The sequence below is a fragment of the Galbibacter marinus genome (assembly GCF_000300875.1).
GTDB lineage: Bacteria > Bacteroidota > Bacteroidia > Flavobacteriales > Flavobacteriaceae > Galbibacter > Galbibacter marinus.
Genome location: NZ_AMSG01000015.1, coordinates 53,429 through 70,948, shown reverse-complemented (window position 1 = coordinate 70,948; position 17,520 = coordinate 53,429). Strand labels below are relative to the sequence as shown.

At 35.4% G+C, this 17,520-nt stretch carries 18 protein-coding genes; 7 read left to right on the top strand and 11 right to left on the bottom strand.

The features are described from left to right. The 5 genes from I215_RS10905 to I215_RS10885 form a co-directional block, all read left to right on the top strand. Nucleotides 1-973: RHS repeat-associated core domain-containing protein (locus I215_RS10905; protein ID WP_008992020.1), on the top strand; the 973-nt coding region annotated here is incomplete at its 5' end. A gap of 3 nt (nucleotides 974-976) precedes the next feature. Further along, nucleotides 977-1,333: a hypothetical protein gene (locus I215_RS10900; RefSeq protein WP_008992019.1), complete on the top strand. Its 357-nt coding sequence runs from the start codon at nucleotides 977-979 to the stop codon at nucleotides 1,331-1,333. Between the two features lie 76 nt (nucleotides 1,334-1,409). Then, nucleotides 1,410-2,420 (top strand): M91 family zinc metallopeptidase, encoded by a 1,011-nt coding sequence (locus I215_RS15735; RefSeq protein ID WP_051009183.1) that lies wholly within the window; start codon nucleotides 1,410-1,412, stop codon nucleotides 2,418-2,420. A 2-nt stretch (nucleotides 2,421-2,422) separates the two neighbouring features. Then, on the top strand, nucleotides 2,423-2,929 hold the full coding sequence (locus I215_RS10890) for a hypothetical protein (RefSeq protein WP_008992017.1): 507 nt from the start codon (nucleotides 2,423-2,425) through the stop codon (nucleotides 2,927-2,929). Nucleotides 2,930-3,222: 293 nt separating this feature from the next. Continuing rightward, a complete protein-coding gene (locus I215_RS10885; protein ID WP_008992016.1) occupies nucleotides 3,223-4,533 on the top strand; it encodes a membrane dipeptidase in 1,311 nt (436 codons plus the stop codon). On the opposite strand, the gene I215_RS10880 is transcribed toward I215_RS10885, so the two are convergent. From I215_RS10880 to aroC, 8 genes are all read right to left on the bottom strand, one after another. Continuing rightward, nucleotides 4,530-4,994, bottom strand: a complete 465-nt coding sequence (locus I215_RS10880; RefSeq protein WP_008992015.1) for a universal stress protein — start codon at nucleotides 4,992-4,994, stop codon at nucleotides 4,530-4,532. The genes I215_RS10885 and I215_RS10880 overlap by 4 nt on opposite strands. A gap of 138 nt (nucleotides 4,995-5,132) precedes the next feature. Then, nucleotides 5,133-5,825 (bottom strand): hypothetical protein, encoded by a 693-nt coding sequence (locus tag I215_RS10875; RefSeq protein ID WP_237738954.1) that lies wholly within the window; start codon nucleotides 5,823-5,825, stop codon nucleotides 5,133-5,135. Nucleotides 5,826-5,988: 163 nt separating this feature from the next. Beyond that, nucleotides 5,989-7,281, bottom strand: a complete 1,293-nt coding sequence (locus tag I215_RS10870; protein ID WP_008992013.1) for a carboxypeptidase-like regulatory domain-containing protein — start codon at nucleotides 7,279-7,281, stop codon at nucleotides 5,989-5,991. A 421-nt stretch (nucleotides 7,282-7,702) separates the two neighbouring features. Then, the gene (locus I215_RS10865; RefSeq protein ID WP_008992012.1) at nucleotides 7,703-8,092 is read right to left on the bottom strand and encodes a DNA-binding transcriptional response regulator; all 390 of its coding nucleotides are present in this window, start codon (nucleotides 8,090-8,092) and stop codon (nucleotides 7,703-7,705) included. Then, nucleotides 8,085-8,480, bottom strand: coding sequence for a hypothetical protein (locus I215_RS10860; RefSeq protein WP_237738953.1), 396 nt, complete (start codon nucleotides 8,478-8,480; stop codon nucleotides 8,085-8,087). The genes I215_RS10865 and I215_RS10860 overlap by 8 nt, the downstream gene beginning before the upstream one ends. 198 nt (nucleotides 8,481-8,678) lie before the next feature. Further along, nucleotides 8,679-9,830: a flavohemoglobin expression-modulating QEGLA motif protein gene (locus tag I215_RS10855; RefSeq protein WP_008992010.1), complete on the bottom strand. Its 1,152-nt coding sequence runs from the start codon at nucleotides 9,828-9,830 to the stop codon at nucleotides 8,679-8,681. Nucleotides 9,831-9,842: 12 nt separating this feature from the next. Beyond that, nucleotides 9,843-11,270 carry a dicarboxylate/amino acid:cation symporter gene (locus tag I215_RS10850; protein WP_008992009.1) on the bottom strand — a complete coding sequence of 476 codons (1,428 nt, stop codon included), beginning with the start codon at nucleotides 11,268-11,270 and terminating at the stop codon, nucleotides 9,843-9,845. Nucleotides 11,271-11,324: 54 nt separating this feature from the next. Further along, nucleotides 11,325-12,398 (bottom strand): chorismate synthase, encoded by a 1,074-nt coding sequence (aroC, locus tag I215_RS10845; protein ID WP_008992008.1) that lies wholly within the window; start codon nucleotides 12,396-12,398, stop codon nucleotides 11,325-11,327. Between the two features lie 364 nt (nucleotides 12,399-12,762). On the opposite strand from aroC, the gene I215_RS10840 reads away from it, so the two are divergent. Further along, a complete protein-coding gene (locus I215_RS10840; protein WP_008992007.1) occupies nucleotides 12,763-13,596 on the top strand; it encodes a UDP-2,3-diacylglucosamine diphosphatase in 834 nt (277 codons plus the stop codon). A gap of 122 nt (nucleotides 13,597-13,718) precedes the next feature. Continuing rightward, entirely contained in the window at nucleotides 13,719-14,021 is a 303-nt protein-coding gene (gene hpf, locus I215_RS10835; protein ID WP_008992006.1) for a ribosome hibernation-promoting factor, HPF/YfiA family, read from the top strand. Nucleotides 14,022-14,103: 82 nt separating this feature from the next. On the opposite strand, the gene I215_RS10830 is transcribed toward hpf, so the two are convergent. The 3 genes from I215_RS10830 to I215_RS10820 all read right to left on the bottom strand — a co-directional run bounded on the left by I215_RS10830 (nucleotide 14,104) and on the right by I215_RS10820 (nucleotide 17,398). Beyond that, nucleotides 14,104-14,793 (bottom strand): OmpA family protein, encoded by a 690-nt coding sequence (locus I215_RS10830; RefSeq protein ID WP_040460252.1) that lies wholly within the window; start codon nucleotides 14,791-14,793, stop codon nucleotides 14,104-14,106. A 30-nt stretch (nucleotides 14,794-14,823) separates the two neighbouring features. Continuing rightward, nucleotides 14,824-15,315, bottom strand: a complete 492-nt coding sequence (locus I215_RS10825) for a lipocalin-like domain-containing protein (protein ID WP_008992004.1) — start codon at nucleotides 15,313-15,315, stop codon at nucleotides 14,824-14,826. Between the two features lie 109 nt (nucleotides 15,316-15,424). Continuing rightward, on the bottom strand, nucleotides 15,425-17,398 hold the full coding sequence (locus I215_RS10820) for an alpha-ketoacid dehydrogenase subunit alpha/beta (protein WP_008992003.1): 1,974 nt from the start codon (nucleotides 17,396-17,398) through the stop codon (nucleotides 15,425-15,427). Between the last annotated feature and the right edge of the window lie 122 nt (nucleotides 17,399-17,520).

Sequence of the window (17,520 nt, the reverse complement as noted above, 5' to 3'; positions counted from 1 at the left end):
AGCCCAACGTTGGAAGTACAATGGCAAGGAGTATGATGAAAGTTTGGATATCAACACCTATGATTTTGGTGCTAGGAATTACAATCCTGCAATAGGTAGGTGGATGAACATAGATCCAATGGCTGATTTAATGAAAAGGGTTACCCCATATAATTATACGTTTAATAATCCAATTAAGTTTATTGATCCTAATGGAATGGCTCCTATAGATCCTCCCGGATCAGGAACGGATAATGATCCATTTCAATTAGAGCCAATTACCGTTTCAGCAAATAGTAAATCTGGATCTCGAGGATGGTCATCTGAATCTTTGACTGCATTTTCAGGATCATTAGATCAATATAAAAGACAATATGAATTTACCGGAGATTATGAGAATGTTAAAGAACAATATTCCAATAAATATGGTAACTCATACGAATCACCAAAGTATAATTCTATGGAGGGAGTTGACTTCAATTCTTTTAAAGCCAATTGGAACATGGGGTATTTAGGATGGGAAGATGGAAGTATTGGTGTTTTTTTAATGGACGTTACAACTTATTCTATTGGGGGAACATTATTAAGCACAACATTATTACCTTATGCTATTAGTGGTGGCGGATTACAATCGGCACTAGGAAAGTCCACTATTAGTGGGATAGTTCAATATAGTATTAATGACCAAGTTAACGTAGTTGCTGCTTTTTCAGATGGTTTTTTAATGCCTGGTATTGGAGATGCGTTGGGTGCTGGTTTTGAAGTGAATATTGATACACAATTAAATATTGGGACAACATCAATTTTAGGATCAAAATCAGGTAGTAGCGTTTTATGGGAGGCAGGAGTCGGAACTATCTTTGGAGTTAAAATGGAAGGATTGAATAATGTTATTAATAAATCTGAAGCCTCTAATTTTGCAAAAGGAGTAGGCAAAGGAATGTTTGAAACAGGAACTAAAGCAACTAGTTACGGAATATTATCAAGACAATAAGTAATGAAAAATATAAAAATAAAGTTAGTTTTTAAAATTCTTGCAGGGATTATTTTTGGTGTCTTTGTTTTTATTCTTGTGTATAAGAAAAATATACGAGATGAACAATGGAACGATCCATCAATAAAAAAGGAAAGAGTGGAGGGTGTCATCATAAAAATATATCCAGGTGCTAAAACAAATCCTAGGTTTGAATATAATTATAAATTCAAAGGTGATTCATATACGAATTCTGTGAACTTTCCAAAGGATTTATGGAACTTAAGAAGTGATTCTTTATCTACTTATATAGGAAAAAGAATTCAAGTAGAATTTATCGAATCAAACCCCAAAAATAGTAGAGTATTATTAAAGGATTAATTATGGTGAATTATTATGGGTATATGAGTATAAAGGTCATTTGGGGAACGTCAGGCTGTCCTACTCTGACCTTGATTTGAACGGGGCGATAGACCCAAACACCGAAATCTTATCGGAGAACAATTATTACCCTGGTGGCTTGCTTCATAAAGGATATAACAACGTTGTATCGAGCAATGCGAATTCACAGGCAGAGAAATACAAGTACCAGGGACAGGAACTGGAAGAAGAACTCGGTAAAGATACTTATGCGTTCCAATGGCGGGACTACGACCCAGCAACATTGCGCTTTGGGAAAATCGATAGGTTCGCAGAAGATTATGCAGGGATTAGTCCTTATGCGTATTCTGCTAATAATCCTATTAGATATAGAGAAGTAGCAGGGGATAGTATCAAAATTGCCGTAATTACTAGAGGTCCGAACAATGAAGCTGTTACGCAGAATTTATACTGGGGTCAGGATGCAAATGGAAATAATGGATTCATAGACATAGCTACAGGAAACGCCTATCAAGGTAACGACCAGCTAGTTGCAGACGTAACAGGTGCTTTGAATAATTTAATCAACGGTGGTAATGTAGGTAGTACATTGGTTAGCGATTTAGCAAGCGACCAAAACAATAGTGTTCAAATAATTGGTACAAATGGAGGTAATGGCGCTGATGAAAATAGTGGTAATTGGGTCAGGTGGAATTCTGCAAATGTCAATGGTCCGCCAGACAATGACCCGAATAACAATAATCAACGACCCTCGTATATTGGTTTAGGTCACGAACTAGCTCATATTAGAGATGTTTGGAATGGTGGAGCAGACCAAACGCCTTGGTATAATTACACAGATGCTAATGGCAATAATCAGAGTATACCTAGAGCGGAAATTTACTCTACACATATAGAGAATCAGTTGAGGAGTGAAAATAATTTGCCTTTGCGAACAAATTATACTGTTGACCCAAATGGCAATCCAACTGGGCCAAACATTTTGTTCCCCAATACTAGGCAAAGCAGGTATTACGATAGTAACGGGAATAATAACAGGAATTATAGAGTAATAAGAAGACGTAAGCAAACACCTTTTAGCTATTAATTATGAAAAGTATTACGGTTATTATAGCCTTTTTAATTATCTCTTGTTCGGCCAGTAAAGTTTTGGTAAAGGATGGAGACACATTTTTAAACACATTAAAAAGCCAAACGAAAAAAGAGAAATGCAGTTTTGTTTATAATGAAGATACCAGCCTGATAGGTAAGAGGCTTGATTTTTTAGATTATGAAAATGATACTGTTTACCTTATACAAGAGTATAATATCCAAACGGGTGAATTTTATGTGTCCATTTGGTCTGACAAATCTCAAGTCGAATACAAAAAGAATGGTCAAAAAGTTCAATTTACAGAAGATTCAATCTTCCCAAAATATTATTATAGTTTAATAAGGGGTTGGGATATAGAAAAAATTAAAAAGTATGAAAATCAATATGGCGGCAATTTTGGAGCAAATCCAGTTAAAGCCTATAAGATAAGGATAGATAAAGGCAAACTAGAAGTTAACTGTATAAGTTTTTCTTCCTTTTTCTCGCCCGATTTAGAAAACTAAATTTTTAAGAAACCGCCCAAGTGGCGGTTTTTTTATGCCTTAAAGTGAAGCAACGTTTTTAATGATGTTCATAGAAAGGTCTTTATCCTAAGTTATGTTAACTCAATTAGACATCATAAGTATTTCATATATTTGCACCATAATTTATATTATGTAAAATAGAAAATATTAAAACTCCCCTTTGAGGCACAAAGCCTTGTATTAGATAAAATGAATATACCTTCAGAATTAAATAATTCTTCCATTAAATTGCTACATTTACTAACGATCAATAATCTAAATACTCCTAACTTATGAAGATCACTAAATTCGTACTTCTTTTTAGCTTGCTGTCAACTGTTATTGTTTATGGACAATCTAAAGAAAAACAATACTCTGAAGAAGAGTTAACAAAATTAGCCAAAGAAATTCAAGATAACGTCATCACCATAGATACACATTGTGATTTTGATTTGAACAATTTTACCTCACAAATTAATTATTCCCAAAACACCAACTCACAAGTTAATTTACCTAAAATGAGAAAAGGTGGTTTGGATGTAGCCTGGCTAATTGTCTATACTGGTCAAGGTGAACTTAACAAAAAAGGATATAAAGAGGCACATAAAAATGCCATGGATAAATTCAATGCAATCCATCGTCTTTGTGAACAATACGCTCCCGAGGAAATTGAGCTTGCTTTGAACTCCAACGATGTTAGACGAATTAATAGTCAAGGGAAACTTGTCGCTATGATTGGTATTGAAAACGGTTACTCTATAGGCACTGATATCAATAATGTAAAGAAATTTTATGATTTAGGAGGCCGTTATATGTCACTTGCTCATCAAGGGCATAGTCAACTTTCCGATTCCAATACTGGCGAATCAGATAACACCTGGTTACATAATGGTCTAAGTGAATTAGGTGAAGAAGTTATTTCAGAAATGAATAAATACGGGATGATGATTGATATTTCACATCCTTCTAAAGAAGCTATGCGTCAAATTATTGAGCTAAGTAAAGCGCCAATTATTGCCTCACACTCCTCTGCGCGCACTCTTAGTGACCACAGTAGAAACCTAGACGACGAGCAATTACAATGGATTAAAGAAAATGGTGGTGTTGTTCAAACGGTGGCTTTCGCTGGATATGTCGACGTCGAAAAAAATGCAAAATTTCAAGAATTAGTTAATGAAGTACTTCACAATGCAGCTGCCAAAGAAAATTTTAAGATTCTTAGCTATGATCAATATAAGGAGCTACCTGAAAAACAAGCAGAACAATACTATAAACAGTACCAAAAAATTCAACAAACAATTAAGCCTCAACTAGACGAACTTGAGCAAACTGCAGATCCAGTAAATGTAGCCGATTTTGTAAATCACATTGACTACATGGTTGATAAAATCGGAATAAATCATGTTGGGATTAGTTCCGATTTCGATGGCGGAGGTGGCATCTACGGATGGAATGACGCTTCTGAAACCTTAAATGTGACCAAAGAGCTAATTCGACGAGGATATTCCACGCAAGAAATTGAAAAATTATGGGGAGGTAATCTTTTGGCTGTCATGGACAAAGTACAAGCTGTTGCTAAAGAAATACAATCGAAGAGTCACTAAACCTTTTCGGGGTTTACGGGAATCATATGAACGGGAATCGTTGTTTTCTCCAGTACAGCATTTGCAACGGTTCCTATTAAAAGCTTTTCAAAGGCGCTGTGACTATGCGTTCCCATCACAATGAGGTCTGCCCCCCACTCCGTTGAGTATTCCAAAATCGCCTTAGCAGTATCGCCCTCGGCGACATGAGTTTTTAATCCTTGATCACCAACATGGGAAGCCACTGTAGCGATATAATCCTTTGCAATATTTTTCATTTCGTCGTGAATTTTAGGATCATACGAGAGGCTCATTGATTCAAATCCCATAAATGCAGGATATTGCGCTCCATAATACTGTAGGTTGGTAATAACATGAATCAGACAAACTTCTGCACCTAAACTTTTTGCTAGTTTATATCCGTCAGTAACTACTTTTTCAGACGTTGGGTTATAATCTATTGCTATCAATACTTTTTTCATTTGTCTATCCTTTAGTTTCAACTGGATAATATCAAACCTAAAATCAGAATGTTCTATACACCAGCTTCTTAAAGATACCCAATTTTACAAATAAATGAAAAGACTTTAAGTAAGATTTAATATTTAAAACAAAAATGATTACTCTTCTTTAATGACCATAAGTGAAGCTTTTACGTTGGTAGATAAATTCCACTCATTTGAAGAGATTTCATTGCCTTGATCATCAAACACTGCAAATTGAGCGGTATTAGGTGTATATGCGCCTTCATTAAGTGCTCTAAATTCAATTTTATTGAATCCTTTTTTAAGTTCGAAATAAAATCCTCTAAAGTTCCCTTGAAGCAGCACATTTGGCACCACTACTCTATCGTTAATAATGATATTTACCCGGTCACCATCGACATTACCGTGATCTCTTGCCATAATTTTGACAGTTTTCGATTTAGTACGAAACTCACCAAAGTACTGTGTGGTCGTAGCACCAACTTTTTCACTATCTCGAATCCTATAGGTTTTATTCATTTTCTTAACAAATCGGTCCCCTGGGTTTAAAAAAGCTTCATTACTTTCCATTAAGTTGACTTCCTTGTTTGCCATTTCAAGAGCAGACTTTTTGGGATTCTCTGGAACCTCTGGAGCTTTAGTATCCGGTTCCGCTTCTATATCTAACGGAATAGGTTCTTCCGCCTCTGGATTTTCAGTAATAATGGGGTCAAGCCCTTCTAACTCTATAGGGGTATTTGGAAGTTCTCCTTGTGCATAGCCTATCGAGCCAATCAAAAGGACAAACAGACAACAGTACAATCGCATTCTTGGTTTACTTTCAAACATAAAATTCATACATTTTGGGTAAAAATACAAACCAAAAGCATGCCAAATGATTTCAAAAAAGTTAATTTCTATATTAAATTCTAAAAATGAAGCCAATTTTTCAAATACTTTTTTATTTAAAAAATTGGCTCCTGCGGTTGGTTAATCAAGAAATCATGAAATTTCAACTTTCATCACGTTCCAACTGCCTTTGAATTTTGTCGATTGCAGATTTAATAGACTTCTCTGGTTCTATTACATTATATGCGCCCCAAAACTCTGGATCTGAAAATCCAGAAGCCTCGTCGGCAATAATAATATAGGGTTTCATACGATCACGCCATCGGACGTTTTTACCAGAACCATTTTCATACCAATCTGTTATAGCCATTTCACTGCTTACATAATATTTTGAATTAAACAATTTGCCTTTCCTATTCACTACAAATGCTAGTTGTACATTACCATAACCGTAGTACCACTTTCCATTTTTTATACGATAATCTACCCTATAAGAGGCCTCAGTTGGATAGACACGGATATCACGCGGCTTCTGTCTGACAAGTAAATTACTAGCCCGATCACGATCCTCTACATTTAAATTAAATACAGCGCTTGCAAGAGCCTTGGTGGTAGAATCAATATATAATTTACCATAAAACAAGGGCTCCTCAACCCATTCTTTTTGCTTAAATCCTATTACATAAACAGGTTTTCCATGGATCGTTGATCCATGGAGAAATGAAAATTCGTAGTACGAAATCAATTCTTCATCAAAAATATATTCAGGATACTTCATCAGATCGACAAAAAGAGGTGTGAAAGGCCCGCCCTGAAGTTTTAATGCCACCGTATCAAGTCTAGAGTAATTACTACTTTTCCTTGATTTGTAAAGATCTATAATATCTTTCCTTCCCGAGCTATTGGGTTGTTTATATATATAAGCAACTGCCTCTGCCAGTGAGGCATTTTTACTTCGCTTTTTAATGGTCTCTCTGTAGAAGGCAGTCATTCTAACTGGATTTTCAAGGTAATTTGTGCCCTTGTTGTGTAGCATTTGCATCACAAGTAATAAAGCATCTTTAGGAGCAACCAAATCTATTTCTTGTAATGCAATAGAAATAGGCTCCAAGGTGATGATATTGTCCTGTTCACTTAAGGATTCTATAGGAAGGATTTTCTTTTGATACCCTAAAAAGGATACTGCTAGATGCTTTTTGGCTAAAGAATCCGGAATCTTAATTGAAAACTCTCCTTCGGTATTGGTTATTGAACTAATATTTGTGTTATCAATTGATATAGTTGCAAATACAAGCTCATCATTAGTCTTGGCGTCTACTACGGATCCATTATATTGTTTGAACTGTAGGGTATCCTGAGCTTGGAGGCTAACTGATAATATTGTAGCCCTTGCTGAGTTAAATGAAATTAAAAGTAAACTTAATACGAACCCTAATTTTATAATAGAATGTCCCATCGCTACTTTTTATTATTAAAAATATACAAAAGGTACAATATTTTATTAATATTTAGATATATGATCACGTATTTAACATTGTGCCATTATTAATCGCAAAAGAACCCTAGAACTGGTAGGGCATTGGGTAAATACCCCTTCCCTACCCGTTGCGAAATCAACAATCAAAATATTTAAGAAATTAAATGTTCTGGTTAATATATACAAAAATCTCCCATAATAAGCATTGGGAGATTTAAGAACAAAGTAGGATTCAGGTAAGACTTGAGGCAATCTTTAAAACGTTTGTCAGAAAACAATAGAATTTGGGGCTCTCTACGTTTTCAAAATTAAAAGTAATCCAATTCTCTGAGGTTAAAAACTTTTTGTTGTCAAACACATCTTTTTGTATGTGAAGCGTATATTATAACATATTGGTATATTACGATAATTTAATACCTATATTGACTTTTTTATTTACAACTTGAATAATTGACTTTTCTAAATCTGTTAAATCGACGGGACTTGAGAGAAAAGCTTCCACTTGAATATTATTGTTCTCAATTACCAATTGTTGCCTTTTATTGGATAATATGGTTACTATAGGTATTTGGTCGCCTATAAAGGTTCTTACTTCCTTTAGTGTTGCAACGCTATTCAAATTAGATGAATGCAATCCAATGATAACTACATCAGCTTTAATATTACCTAAGGCTAGAATGCTGGCATTACTGAAATGATGAACCTCAAAATCAAGACGTTTTAATCTAAACTTCATTAATGATGCCACCATTTTATCTTCCTCTATCAGAACACATGTATGTTTAGTCATCTAGATTGTTTATTTGATTCGACAAACTTTCTTTTACCAGTTTATACTCAATTTTGAATTGATTCAAAATATCTTGAACTTTCCAAAACGTATCCAAATGTTGACACTCCTTTTGTATTAAATCAACATAATGAAGAAGTACAGAAGCTTGAACCATCTCAAGGCCATTTTTTATCTTATGAGCTCCTCTAGAGATCGAAAACCTATCTTTGGCTTTAATACAGACCTCTATCGTGTCATAAAACTCCTCTATATTATCATTTAAAAGCACGACAACTTCATTGAGATACTCTTTGTCTCCAAGACACTCCGTAACTAATTTGGAAATATCGGCGTTTTTTGTGTTTAGTTTTTTCTTCACTGTGAATAAATTAATACGACTCATCATTGCTCCTGATTTAAACTTAAAGCATTAGAGTAAGCGTTCCATGTATTACTACTGTGATTTGGTGCATTAGAGCCTCTATCTGGTTTTATCCATTTAAACTCTTATGCAAACATATTTGGAAACTCTATGAAAGAAAATTTTTTGTTGTGTAAGGTTGGTTTTTGTATGTGAAACTCGAACAAAAATCTAAGCTCAGTATTACCTCAAATTTTCTAGTATGAAGTCAATGGTTTTATTGGAATTGTAGTTATTGTTATAAGAATGTGTCAGGTGAACAGGCTTATGCACCAACCCTACATCCATCATATGTTCTATGCTACTCTGGAACTCTAAAGATACTTTACCGCTTAAAAGAATTGATAGATCCTGGTGCTGCTTATAATAATCGTATATTTTTTTAAGGCCGGTCAAATACAGAAAATCTTTCGTAAAACCTCCTCCTCTGTGAACTCGAAGGGTAATAATAAAGGCCTTATCTCTATTGAGTTTATACTGATTGTGTAACAAGTCGAAGGTGTCTGCGAAATCATAACCATCAGTTAGAGAGTCCGCAGCAATCACTCTGTATGCCAAAGTTTTTAAACGATCAAGTGTTAATACTCCACTCATGTATTCACTAAAGACAGCAAGCCCTTCTTGGGTTTCAACATTTTTAGGAAAACCATTAGAGAAAATCTTTAAAGGTTGGTTAATTCCATTAAAGGTTGTAACCATATGCACCCCTATTTCATGGTTTGCAAGGGTTTTTAGTTGGTTCTCACTAAAACGAGCGTTCTTTTTAATAAACAAGGTCTGCAACTTATTAGATACCATAGCATCCGCAGCAATACTATTGGAAAGCTTGATATTCATTTGAAAATCATAACTCTTGACAAAATTTTCAAAATAAGTAACTGCGTCTAAAGCGGAATATATCTTTTGCTCTTCTTGATGGTGATCCTTAACATGTATGATAAACTTTGCGTTTTGCACATCTCTTTCCTTGGGAGCTCCATAGAGTCGAAGGCTATTGTAGAAGAATTTCTTTTTCTCACCAATAACATCCGAACACTGTAGCACATTAGAGTAATAATAAATTATATTCTGGTACAGTGTTCTTATATGATCATCATGTATTTCTTCAAGATTGTGCAAAAATAACCCCTGTTGAATCTTAAAGGCATTAAAATTGCGTTTAGGATATCTAAATTTAGGAACTTCAGTGTATTTTGAACTATAAAATTTTTGCTTTTCCTTTTCGGAATTGAGTGGATTCAAATAGGTAAGTAATTCGATCCCTTTGTTTAAGCGATCTAGACTCCTATCAATTACAAAAAGCCCTTTATACTGATCCATTAATGCGTGTGTCATTATTGCATTAATTTAAGGTTTAACGGCTTCTTCTTTTTCATAATGAAGCATGTCTTCATCTTTTGCAATAATTGAACATACTGTTACGTCCCCTGTTACATTAACCACAGTACGGATCATGTCCAATATCCTATCTACAGGTAAAATGATAGCAATCCATGCCGGATTCAAACCAACTGATTGCAATACGATAATCAGCATTACCAGTCCTGCACTGGGGACTGCGGCAGATCCTATGGAGGCCAAAGTTGCGGTAAGCACAATTGTTAATTGTTGCCCTAAAGTCAGATCAATCATATGTAGTTGTGCTAAAAAAACCACAGCGACAGCTTGATAAAGACACGTACCGTCCATATTTACAGTTGCTCCAATAGGTAGAACGAAACTCGTTATTTTCTTGTCTACCTTTAAATTTTCTTCTACGCATTCTAGTGTAACAGGAAGGGTTGCGGCACTACTAGAGGTAGAAAAACCCAGTGTTTGTGCTGGACCGATTGCTTTGAAAAAAGCAGAATATGAAATGATCCTGACAAATAATCTCATTAAAAGAGGGTAAACAACTAGTATCATTAAAAATAATGCAATTGCCACAGTTAAGGAATACCAACTCAACCCTTTAAAAATTTCAAGCACCTTGTTTACATCATCTCCTGCCATCCTACTGACTACACCAGCAAGTAAGGCAAAAACAAAGAATGGAGCAGCTCTCATTATCAATTCTACCATCTTCAGAAATACCTCCATAACCCCGTCTACAAATTTTGTAACAGGTTCTGACTTTTCATTAGGAATAAATAGAAGCGCAATACCAAAGAACAGTGCAAAAAATATCACCTGAAGCATCAGACCATTATCTGCTAAAGATTTAAAAATATTATCTGGTATGATATCAACTAAAGGTTTTAAAGGTCCAGAGCTCTTAGCATTTTCAGCCTCTAGCATTTTCTCATCCACATCAACACTAGACAATTCTGCTTTGGACAAGTTTGTGATTTCCAAAGCTCGTTCCTTAAATTCAGGGTCATGTAAATAATTAATACCGTCTTTTATTTGTAAATTCTCGCTTTCAGCCCATAACTCATAACTTATACGGTTATCAATTCTACTTTGTTGATCAATAAGCTCTCCAGGTTTTATTACATTTACAAGTAAAAGGCCTAATCCAACAGCAAGAATCGTCGTAAATAAATAGGCTATGAGCGTTTTTGCACCCATTCTACCCAAACTCCCAGGGTCCCCAATCCCTGTAACACCATTGATAATTGAAAATAGAACCAAAGGCACTGCAATGAGCTTTAACAGGTTGATAAAAATAGTTCCAAAAGGAGCAATCCAATCAATGGTGAATTGGCTCCAACCCAATTTACTAGATAGAAGTGCCCATATGATACCAAATATTAGTCCTATTATAATCTGCCAGTGTAATGCGATTTTTTTCACTAAGTAAGTGTTTAGTTAGATAAGTTAGTTTTTGTAAAATATTTAAAAACCTATTTAAATATTATTATGCTTTCTTGCTTGATCTATAAGTTTGTAATCCGCTAATACTAGTGCTGCCATAGCTTCCACAATTGGCACTGCTCTGGGAACAACACATGGATCATGTCTACCTTTACCGTGCATCTCCACAGGATTTCCTTCTATATCAATAGTTGGCTGGGTCTGCATGATTGTGGCAACGGGTTTAAAAGCCACTTTGAAGTAAATATCCATTCCATTACTAATGCCGCCTTGTATTCCTCCTGAATTATTGGTTTTAGTGGTCCCATCCTCATTGTAAAGATCATTATGCTCACTGCCTCTCATGGCAGTACCCGCAAATCCACTCCCGTATTCAAAACCTTTTACAGCATTAATAGAAAGCATGGCCTTCCCTAATTCGGCATGCAGTTTTTCAAAGGCAGGTTCACCAAGTCCAATCGGCAGGTTTTCAATTACACAGGTAACAGTGCCTCCAACAGTATCTCCATCCTTTCTTACTTCTTTGATAAAAGATTCCATTTCCGTGGCCTTTTCTGGATCAGGACAACGAACAATGTTTTGTTCTGCTTGATCAATATCTAGGGAAGTGTACGGTTTATCTAAAGTAATATGCCCCACTGAGGACACAAACGCACGGATTTTTATACCTTTAAGGAATTGTTTAGCAATAGCCCCTGCAACAACTCTACTTGCCGTTTCTCTTGCCGAACTACGTCCCCCTCCTCTATAATCTCTAAAACCGTATTTCTTATTATACACATAATCTGCATGTGAAGGACGAAAACTATCCTTGATATGAGAGTAATCATGTGATTTTTGATTTGTATTCTCAATAATAAAACCGATTGGAGTTCCCGTGGTTTTTCCTTCAAAAATACCAGAAAGGAAACGGACTTCATCTGGTTCTTTCCGCTGCGTTACGATAGCGGATTGCCCTGGTTTTCTTCTATCCAAATCTAATTGGATTTTATCTAAATCGAGTTGAATACCCGCTGGGCATCCATCAATTACACCACCCAATGCTGGTCCGTGAGATTCACCAAAAGTGGTTAAACTAAAAAGATTTCCGAAGGAATTTCCTGCCATGAATTTTATGATTTTGACAAATGTAATTTTTAATAAAGAGATACGAAAATTAATTTGCCCATTATCCAAGGGTTATTTAGGTTTAAGTTAAGAAGATAACCTGCTTCACCTCACTTATTTTGAATATGTATTTTCAACAGTTCCATAAAATTTAAGCAAAAAGGTAAGATCCACCTTTAACACACAACAACTTTGCTATTAATAGGTTAGACAATTTTTAGAATTTAATCAGAAGTCCTAGTTTTTATGAATCACATTAAATAATAATCCACAAGAGGCTTAACAATAAGATGATATACATTTAATTTTTAAAAAATACACTTTCTGTATTTAGTTCTTTTCTTTATTGTATAAAAACATTCTTTTGAGAAAACGTAAATTAGAAGTTGTAGTAATTTCAGATGTACATTTGGGGACTTTCGGTTGCCATGCAGGAGAACTACTCTCTTATCTTAATAGTATCGCTCCTAAAAAATTAATTCTAAATGGTGACATCATCGATATTTGGCATTTCAGGAAACGATACTTTCCTAAGACACATTTGCAGGTAATTAAAAAAATTATTGATCTTTCCACTAAAGGAACAGAGGTTTATTACATTACCGGAAATCACGATGAGATGCTCCGAAAATTTAGTGACATCAGCATGGGTAATATTCATATTCTCAACAAGCTTATTTTAAACTTGGATGGCAAAAAGGCATGGATTTTCCATGGGGATGTTTTTGATGTCTCAATACAACATACCAAATGGATCGCAAAATTAGGAGGCTGGGGCTATGATTTCTTAATACTTCTTAACCGCGTAATTAATTGGGTGCTGATTAAAATGGGGAGAGAAAAATATTCCCTTTCAAAACGAATAAAAAATGGGGTTAAAAAAGCTATAAAATATATTGATGATTTTGAAAGCGTGGCGGCCGATCTGGCTATTGAAAATGGTTATAAATATGTGATATGTGGTCACATACACCAGCCTCAAATGCTAAGAAAGGTCAATAAAAACGGAACTTGCTTGTATTTAAACTCAGGAGATTGGATCGAAAACCTAACTGCATTAGAGTATCATCATAAGCGTTGGGATTTATACCATTTTAATCAAGATAAGCTTAGCTCCTTCTATGCCGATGAAGATCTAAAATCAATGAATTACAAAGAGTTACTCGCAGCAATTACTATTACCTCAAAAAATATATAGTACTGTATCTCACTAGGTAGGCACCAAATACCTCTACTAAGTTCTTAAATTGCTATTAAAACTTAGTAAATCCTATAGATTCTACAGTAAATTTTCTTATTTTTAGTACAAACATATGTACTATGCAAATAAACTTTGAATACGATGGTGTGGCCGCTAGTTCCCGATTGGAACAACTGGTTAGAAAAAGACTAGAGAAGTTGGAGGATAAATATGATTTTATTGTCCGCTTTGATGTATTTTTTCAAAATGAAAGAAGTTCCACAAGAGAAGCTGGAAAAATATGTAAAATTAAATTACGTGTTCCAGGCTCATTATTATTCTCGGAAGCTTCTCATGAAAAATTTGAGATGTCCATTCAAGAAGCCACTGATGATTTAGAACGTCAATTACAAAAAAAGAAAGGCAAATTAAAGGCGAACTAATTGCTTACGAGCAAAAAAATAAGGTCTGATTTTTGTGAGTCAGACCTTATTTTTTTAATTGTAAAACCTAAAGTTTCTTTTACTATTGTTGTGCTTTGGCATCCTGAATCATATCCTGATTGGCAATAATACCAAGCTCAACCCTTCTGTTCTTTACACGACCATCTGCAGTAGCATTGTCGTATTTTGGTTGTGTTTCTCCGTACCATTTAGTTGTCAATCTTGAATTAGAGACCCCATTAGCTGTTAAAAAGTCACGAACAGATTTCGCTCTTTTTTCTGATAATGAGTAGTTGTATTCATCAGAACCCGAAGTATCAGTATGTCCCTCGATAAGAACATTGGTATCATCATACTCTCTAAATACTTCTGCCATTTTGTTTAAGGTTGCTTTACCTTCAGGAGAAATTTCAGCAGAGTTAATTTTAAATTTAACACCACTATTCTCATCAAAGGTTACATTAATCCCTTCACCAATTCTAGTAACTTCTGCACCTGGAACTGCTTCTTCGATTGCTTCAGCATTTCGGTCCATTTTATTACCAATTCTATTCCCGACAACACCACCAACAGCAGCACCTATAATAGCACCTAAAACGGTATTGTTCCCATCACCTACATTGTTTCCGATCACTCCACCGATTACCGCACCAGATCCTGCTCCAATAGCGGTACCTCTTTGAGTTTTATTTGAATTTTGGATAGCATCACAACTGAACATTAATAATACTGATGCAAAAATCAAACTACCCTTATACACTGTTCTTTTCATAAGTTTATTATTTAATTGTTTTATTTAAAATTACATGCTGATTCTGTTGAACTGGTAGACTACATTGACACTTTCACCATCTACATTAGAGACAGAACTAATGACCATTTGGTCAGCACTTAAACTTCTAATGTCAAAAACATAGCCATAACCTCCACTGATATCCTTTTTCTTTTCATCGATAAATTTAAACTGAAATTTGGAAGGATTTCCATTGGCATCATCTTGAATTGACCAACGAATAAATCGCTGACCTGGAGCACAATTACCTGGCGAAATAATGTTGTAATAGCCAGTACTATTATTCGAGCGGAAGAACCACTCACTGCCTCTAAAACATTTAGAAGTCACATCATTGAATAGCAATGATTTGAAGTAGCCTTCATTGTTCTGATAATCGATATGGCTTAATTCCCAAGTTCCGTCTAATGATTTTCTGGAATCCCGATTTGCCTTACTCAACCCACAGGAAGACGCTACCACCGCGACTACCAATAGTAACAAATATGCTTTTTTCTTCATAATTAAGTAGTTTTAATTAAACTGATTTTTTGGGTTCTAAATTAGTAATTATTCCAACCTAATCAAGAATCCCTTATTAAATTAATAAAAATTTAAATACAAGACTATATTAATATTCTATTAGTTTTAATAATTCTTCTCTAAACCTAGTTTTAGGCAAGTAGTTATTCTCTAGGGATTTAGCGAAAGGAATGGGGGTTTCGATGCTACCAACTCGAATGATTGGGGCATCTAAATATTCAAAACAGTGCTGTGCTACCAATGCTGATATCTCACTAGCAAGGCCACAGAACAGCGAGTCTTCATGCAAGATAAGTAATTTTCCTGTTTTTTTAACAGAGTTGTATATGGTTTGTTGGTCAAGCGGCATTAAAGTTCTTAGGTCAATAAGGTCTACATCGATTTCAAGCTCAATAATCAAATCAATAGCCCAATGAACACCAGCTCCATAGGTAACAATACTAACATTAGTCCCTGACCTAACTTGGACCGCCTCTCCAATTGGTGTATTGTAATACCCTAAGGGAACATCTTGATATTGTGTCCTGTACAAGGCTTTATGCTCGAAAAACAACACTGGGTTTGGATCTTCAATAGCACTAATTAAGAGTCCTTTGGCATCTGTTGGAAATGCTGGGTAAATGACCTTTAATCCAGGTGTTTTCAAAAACCAAGCTTCATTAGTTTGTGAATGAAAAGGCCCAGCGCCAACTCCTGCACCACAAGGCATACGAATCACAACATCCGCATGCTGACCCCAACGGTAATGAGATTTAGCCAGATAATTGACAATGGGGTTAAATCCACTACTTACAAAATCAGCAAATTGCATTTCAACAACTGCCTTAAAATTTTGGATGGCTAATCCCATAGCTGTTGAAACGATACCCGATTCGCATATTGGGGTATTACGCACACGATCTTTAGAAAACTCTTCCACAAATCCTTGGGTAACTTTAAAAACACCTCCATATTCTGCGATATCCTGTCCCATAATTACAAGATGTTCAAATCTTCTCATGGCTTCTTTTAAACCATCAGAGACGGCATCAACAAGGCGCATATTCTCTGTTTCTTTACCTGGTAGAACTTGGTTAGGTCGGTGTTCTTTATATAGGTCTTGAATTTCCTTTTCAACAGTACTCTCTATATCATGAGCATCAAAGGCCTTACGGAGATTCTTCTCAATCTCAATACCGATTCTTTCTTTAATATCATTAGTTTGAGGGACACTAACAATACTTTTGTCAATTAAGAAGTTCTCATAATTTATAATTGGATCCTTTCCTTTCCAGGAATCTAGTAAGGTTTTAGGTACATATTTGGTTCCGCTAGCCTCCTCATGACCACGAATACGAAAAGTTTTAAATTCTAAAAGCACAGGTCTAGGATTCTCTCGTACACTTTTAGCCAAAGCACTTACTTTGGAATAAACCTCGAGAATGTTATTTCCATCTATAATATGTGATTCCATCCCATACCCTTGTGCTTTATCAGCTATATGTTCACAGTTAAATTGTTCTATAATGGGGGTAGATAATCCGTAACCATTATTTTCCACGCAAAAGAGCACTGGCAAAGACCAGACCGAAGCAATGTTCAACGCTTCATGAAAATCACCTTCACTAGTCCCTCCCTCTCCACTAAATACGGCACATACTTTAGGCTGTTTTTTTAATAAATTACCCAGTGCAATACCATCGGCTACACCCAACTGAGGACCTAGGTGAGAAATCATTCCAATAATATGATGCTCGTGGGTTCCAAAGTGGAAACTTCGGTCTCTGCCTTTTGTAAATCCAATATCCTTGCCCTGCCACTGACCAAAAAGCCTATAAAGCGGGATTTTTCGAGTTGTAAACACCCCTAAATTTCGGTGCATCGGTAGAATGTATTCATCCATATCTAAGGCGGAAGTTACCCCCACAGCGATTGCTTCTTGACCTATTCCACTAAACCATTTTGAAATCTTTCCTTGTCGGAGTAAAACTAACATCTTCTCTTCGATCATTCTAGAGGTAAGCATCGCTTGATACAGCTCTAATTGCGTAGTACTAGAAACTGAGCGGTGATCAAAAACCATCGCATTGGAAATTAATGGGTGATCCATGGATTTTATTTTTATCAAATTTAGAAAAAATTATAGAATTTTAATTTTACAGGAAAAACAAAGGAATTAAAAAATCAACCTTTACACTTCAGAAA

Bases quoted from the DNA above. Each gene is read 5' to 3' on its own strand.
- I215_RS10870 (WP_008992013.1), bottom strand. From the start codon at position 7,281: ATGGGACATTCTATTATAAAATTAGGGTTCGTATTAAGTTTACTTTTA.
- aroC (WP_008992008.1), bottom strand. From the start codon at position 12,398: ATGGCAGGAAATTCCTTCGGAAATCTTTTTAGTTTAACCACTTTTGGT.
- I215_RS10860 (WP_237738953.1), bottom strand. From the start codon at position 8,480: ATGATGAGTCGTATTAATTTATTCACAGTGAAGAAAAAACTAAACACA.
- I215_RS10825 (WP_008992004.1), bottom strand. From the start codon at position 15,315: ATGAAGAAAAAAGCATATTTGTTACTATTGGTAGTCGCGGTGGTAGCG.
- I215_RS10855 (WP_008992010.1), bottom strand. From the start codon at position 9,830: ATGACACACGCATTAATGGATCAGTATAAAGGGCTTTTTGTAATTGAT.
- I215_RS10885 (WP_008992016.1), top strand. From the start codon at position 3,223: ATGAAGATCACTAAATTCGTACTTCTTTTTAGCTTGCTGTCAACTGTT.
- I215_RS10880 (WP_008992015.1), bottom strand. From the start codon at position 4,994: ATGAAAAAAGTATTGATAGCAATAGATTATAACCCAACGTCTGAAAAA.
- I215_RS10875 (WP_237738954.1), bottom strand. From the start codon at position 5,825: ATGTTTGAAAGTAAACCAAGAATGCGATTGTACTGTTGTCTGTTTGTC.
- I215_RS10900 (WP_008992019.1), top strand. From the start codon at position 977: ATGAAAAATATAAAAATAAAGTTAGTTTTTAAAATTCTTGCAGGGATT.
- I215_RS10820 (WP_008992003.1), bottom strand. From the start codon at position 17,398: ATGGTTTTTGATCACCGCTCAGTTTCTAGTACTACGCAATTAGAGCTG.
- I215_RS10830 (WP_040460252.1), bottom strand. From the start codon at position 14,793: ATGAAAAGAACAGTGTATAAGGGTAGTTTGATTTTTGCATCAGTATTA.
- I215_RS10865 (WP_008992012.1), bottom strand. From the start codon at position 8,092: ATGACTAAACATACATGTGTTCTGATAGAGGAAGATAAAATGGTGGCA.
- hpf (WP_008992006.1), top strand. From the start codon at position 13,719: ATGCAAATAAACTTTGAATACGATGGTGTGGCCGCTAGTTCCCGATTG.
- I215_RS10890 (WP_008992017.1), top strand. From the start codon at position 2,423: ATGAAAAGTATTACGGTTATTATAGCCTTTTTAATTATCTCTTGTTCG.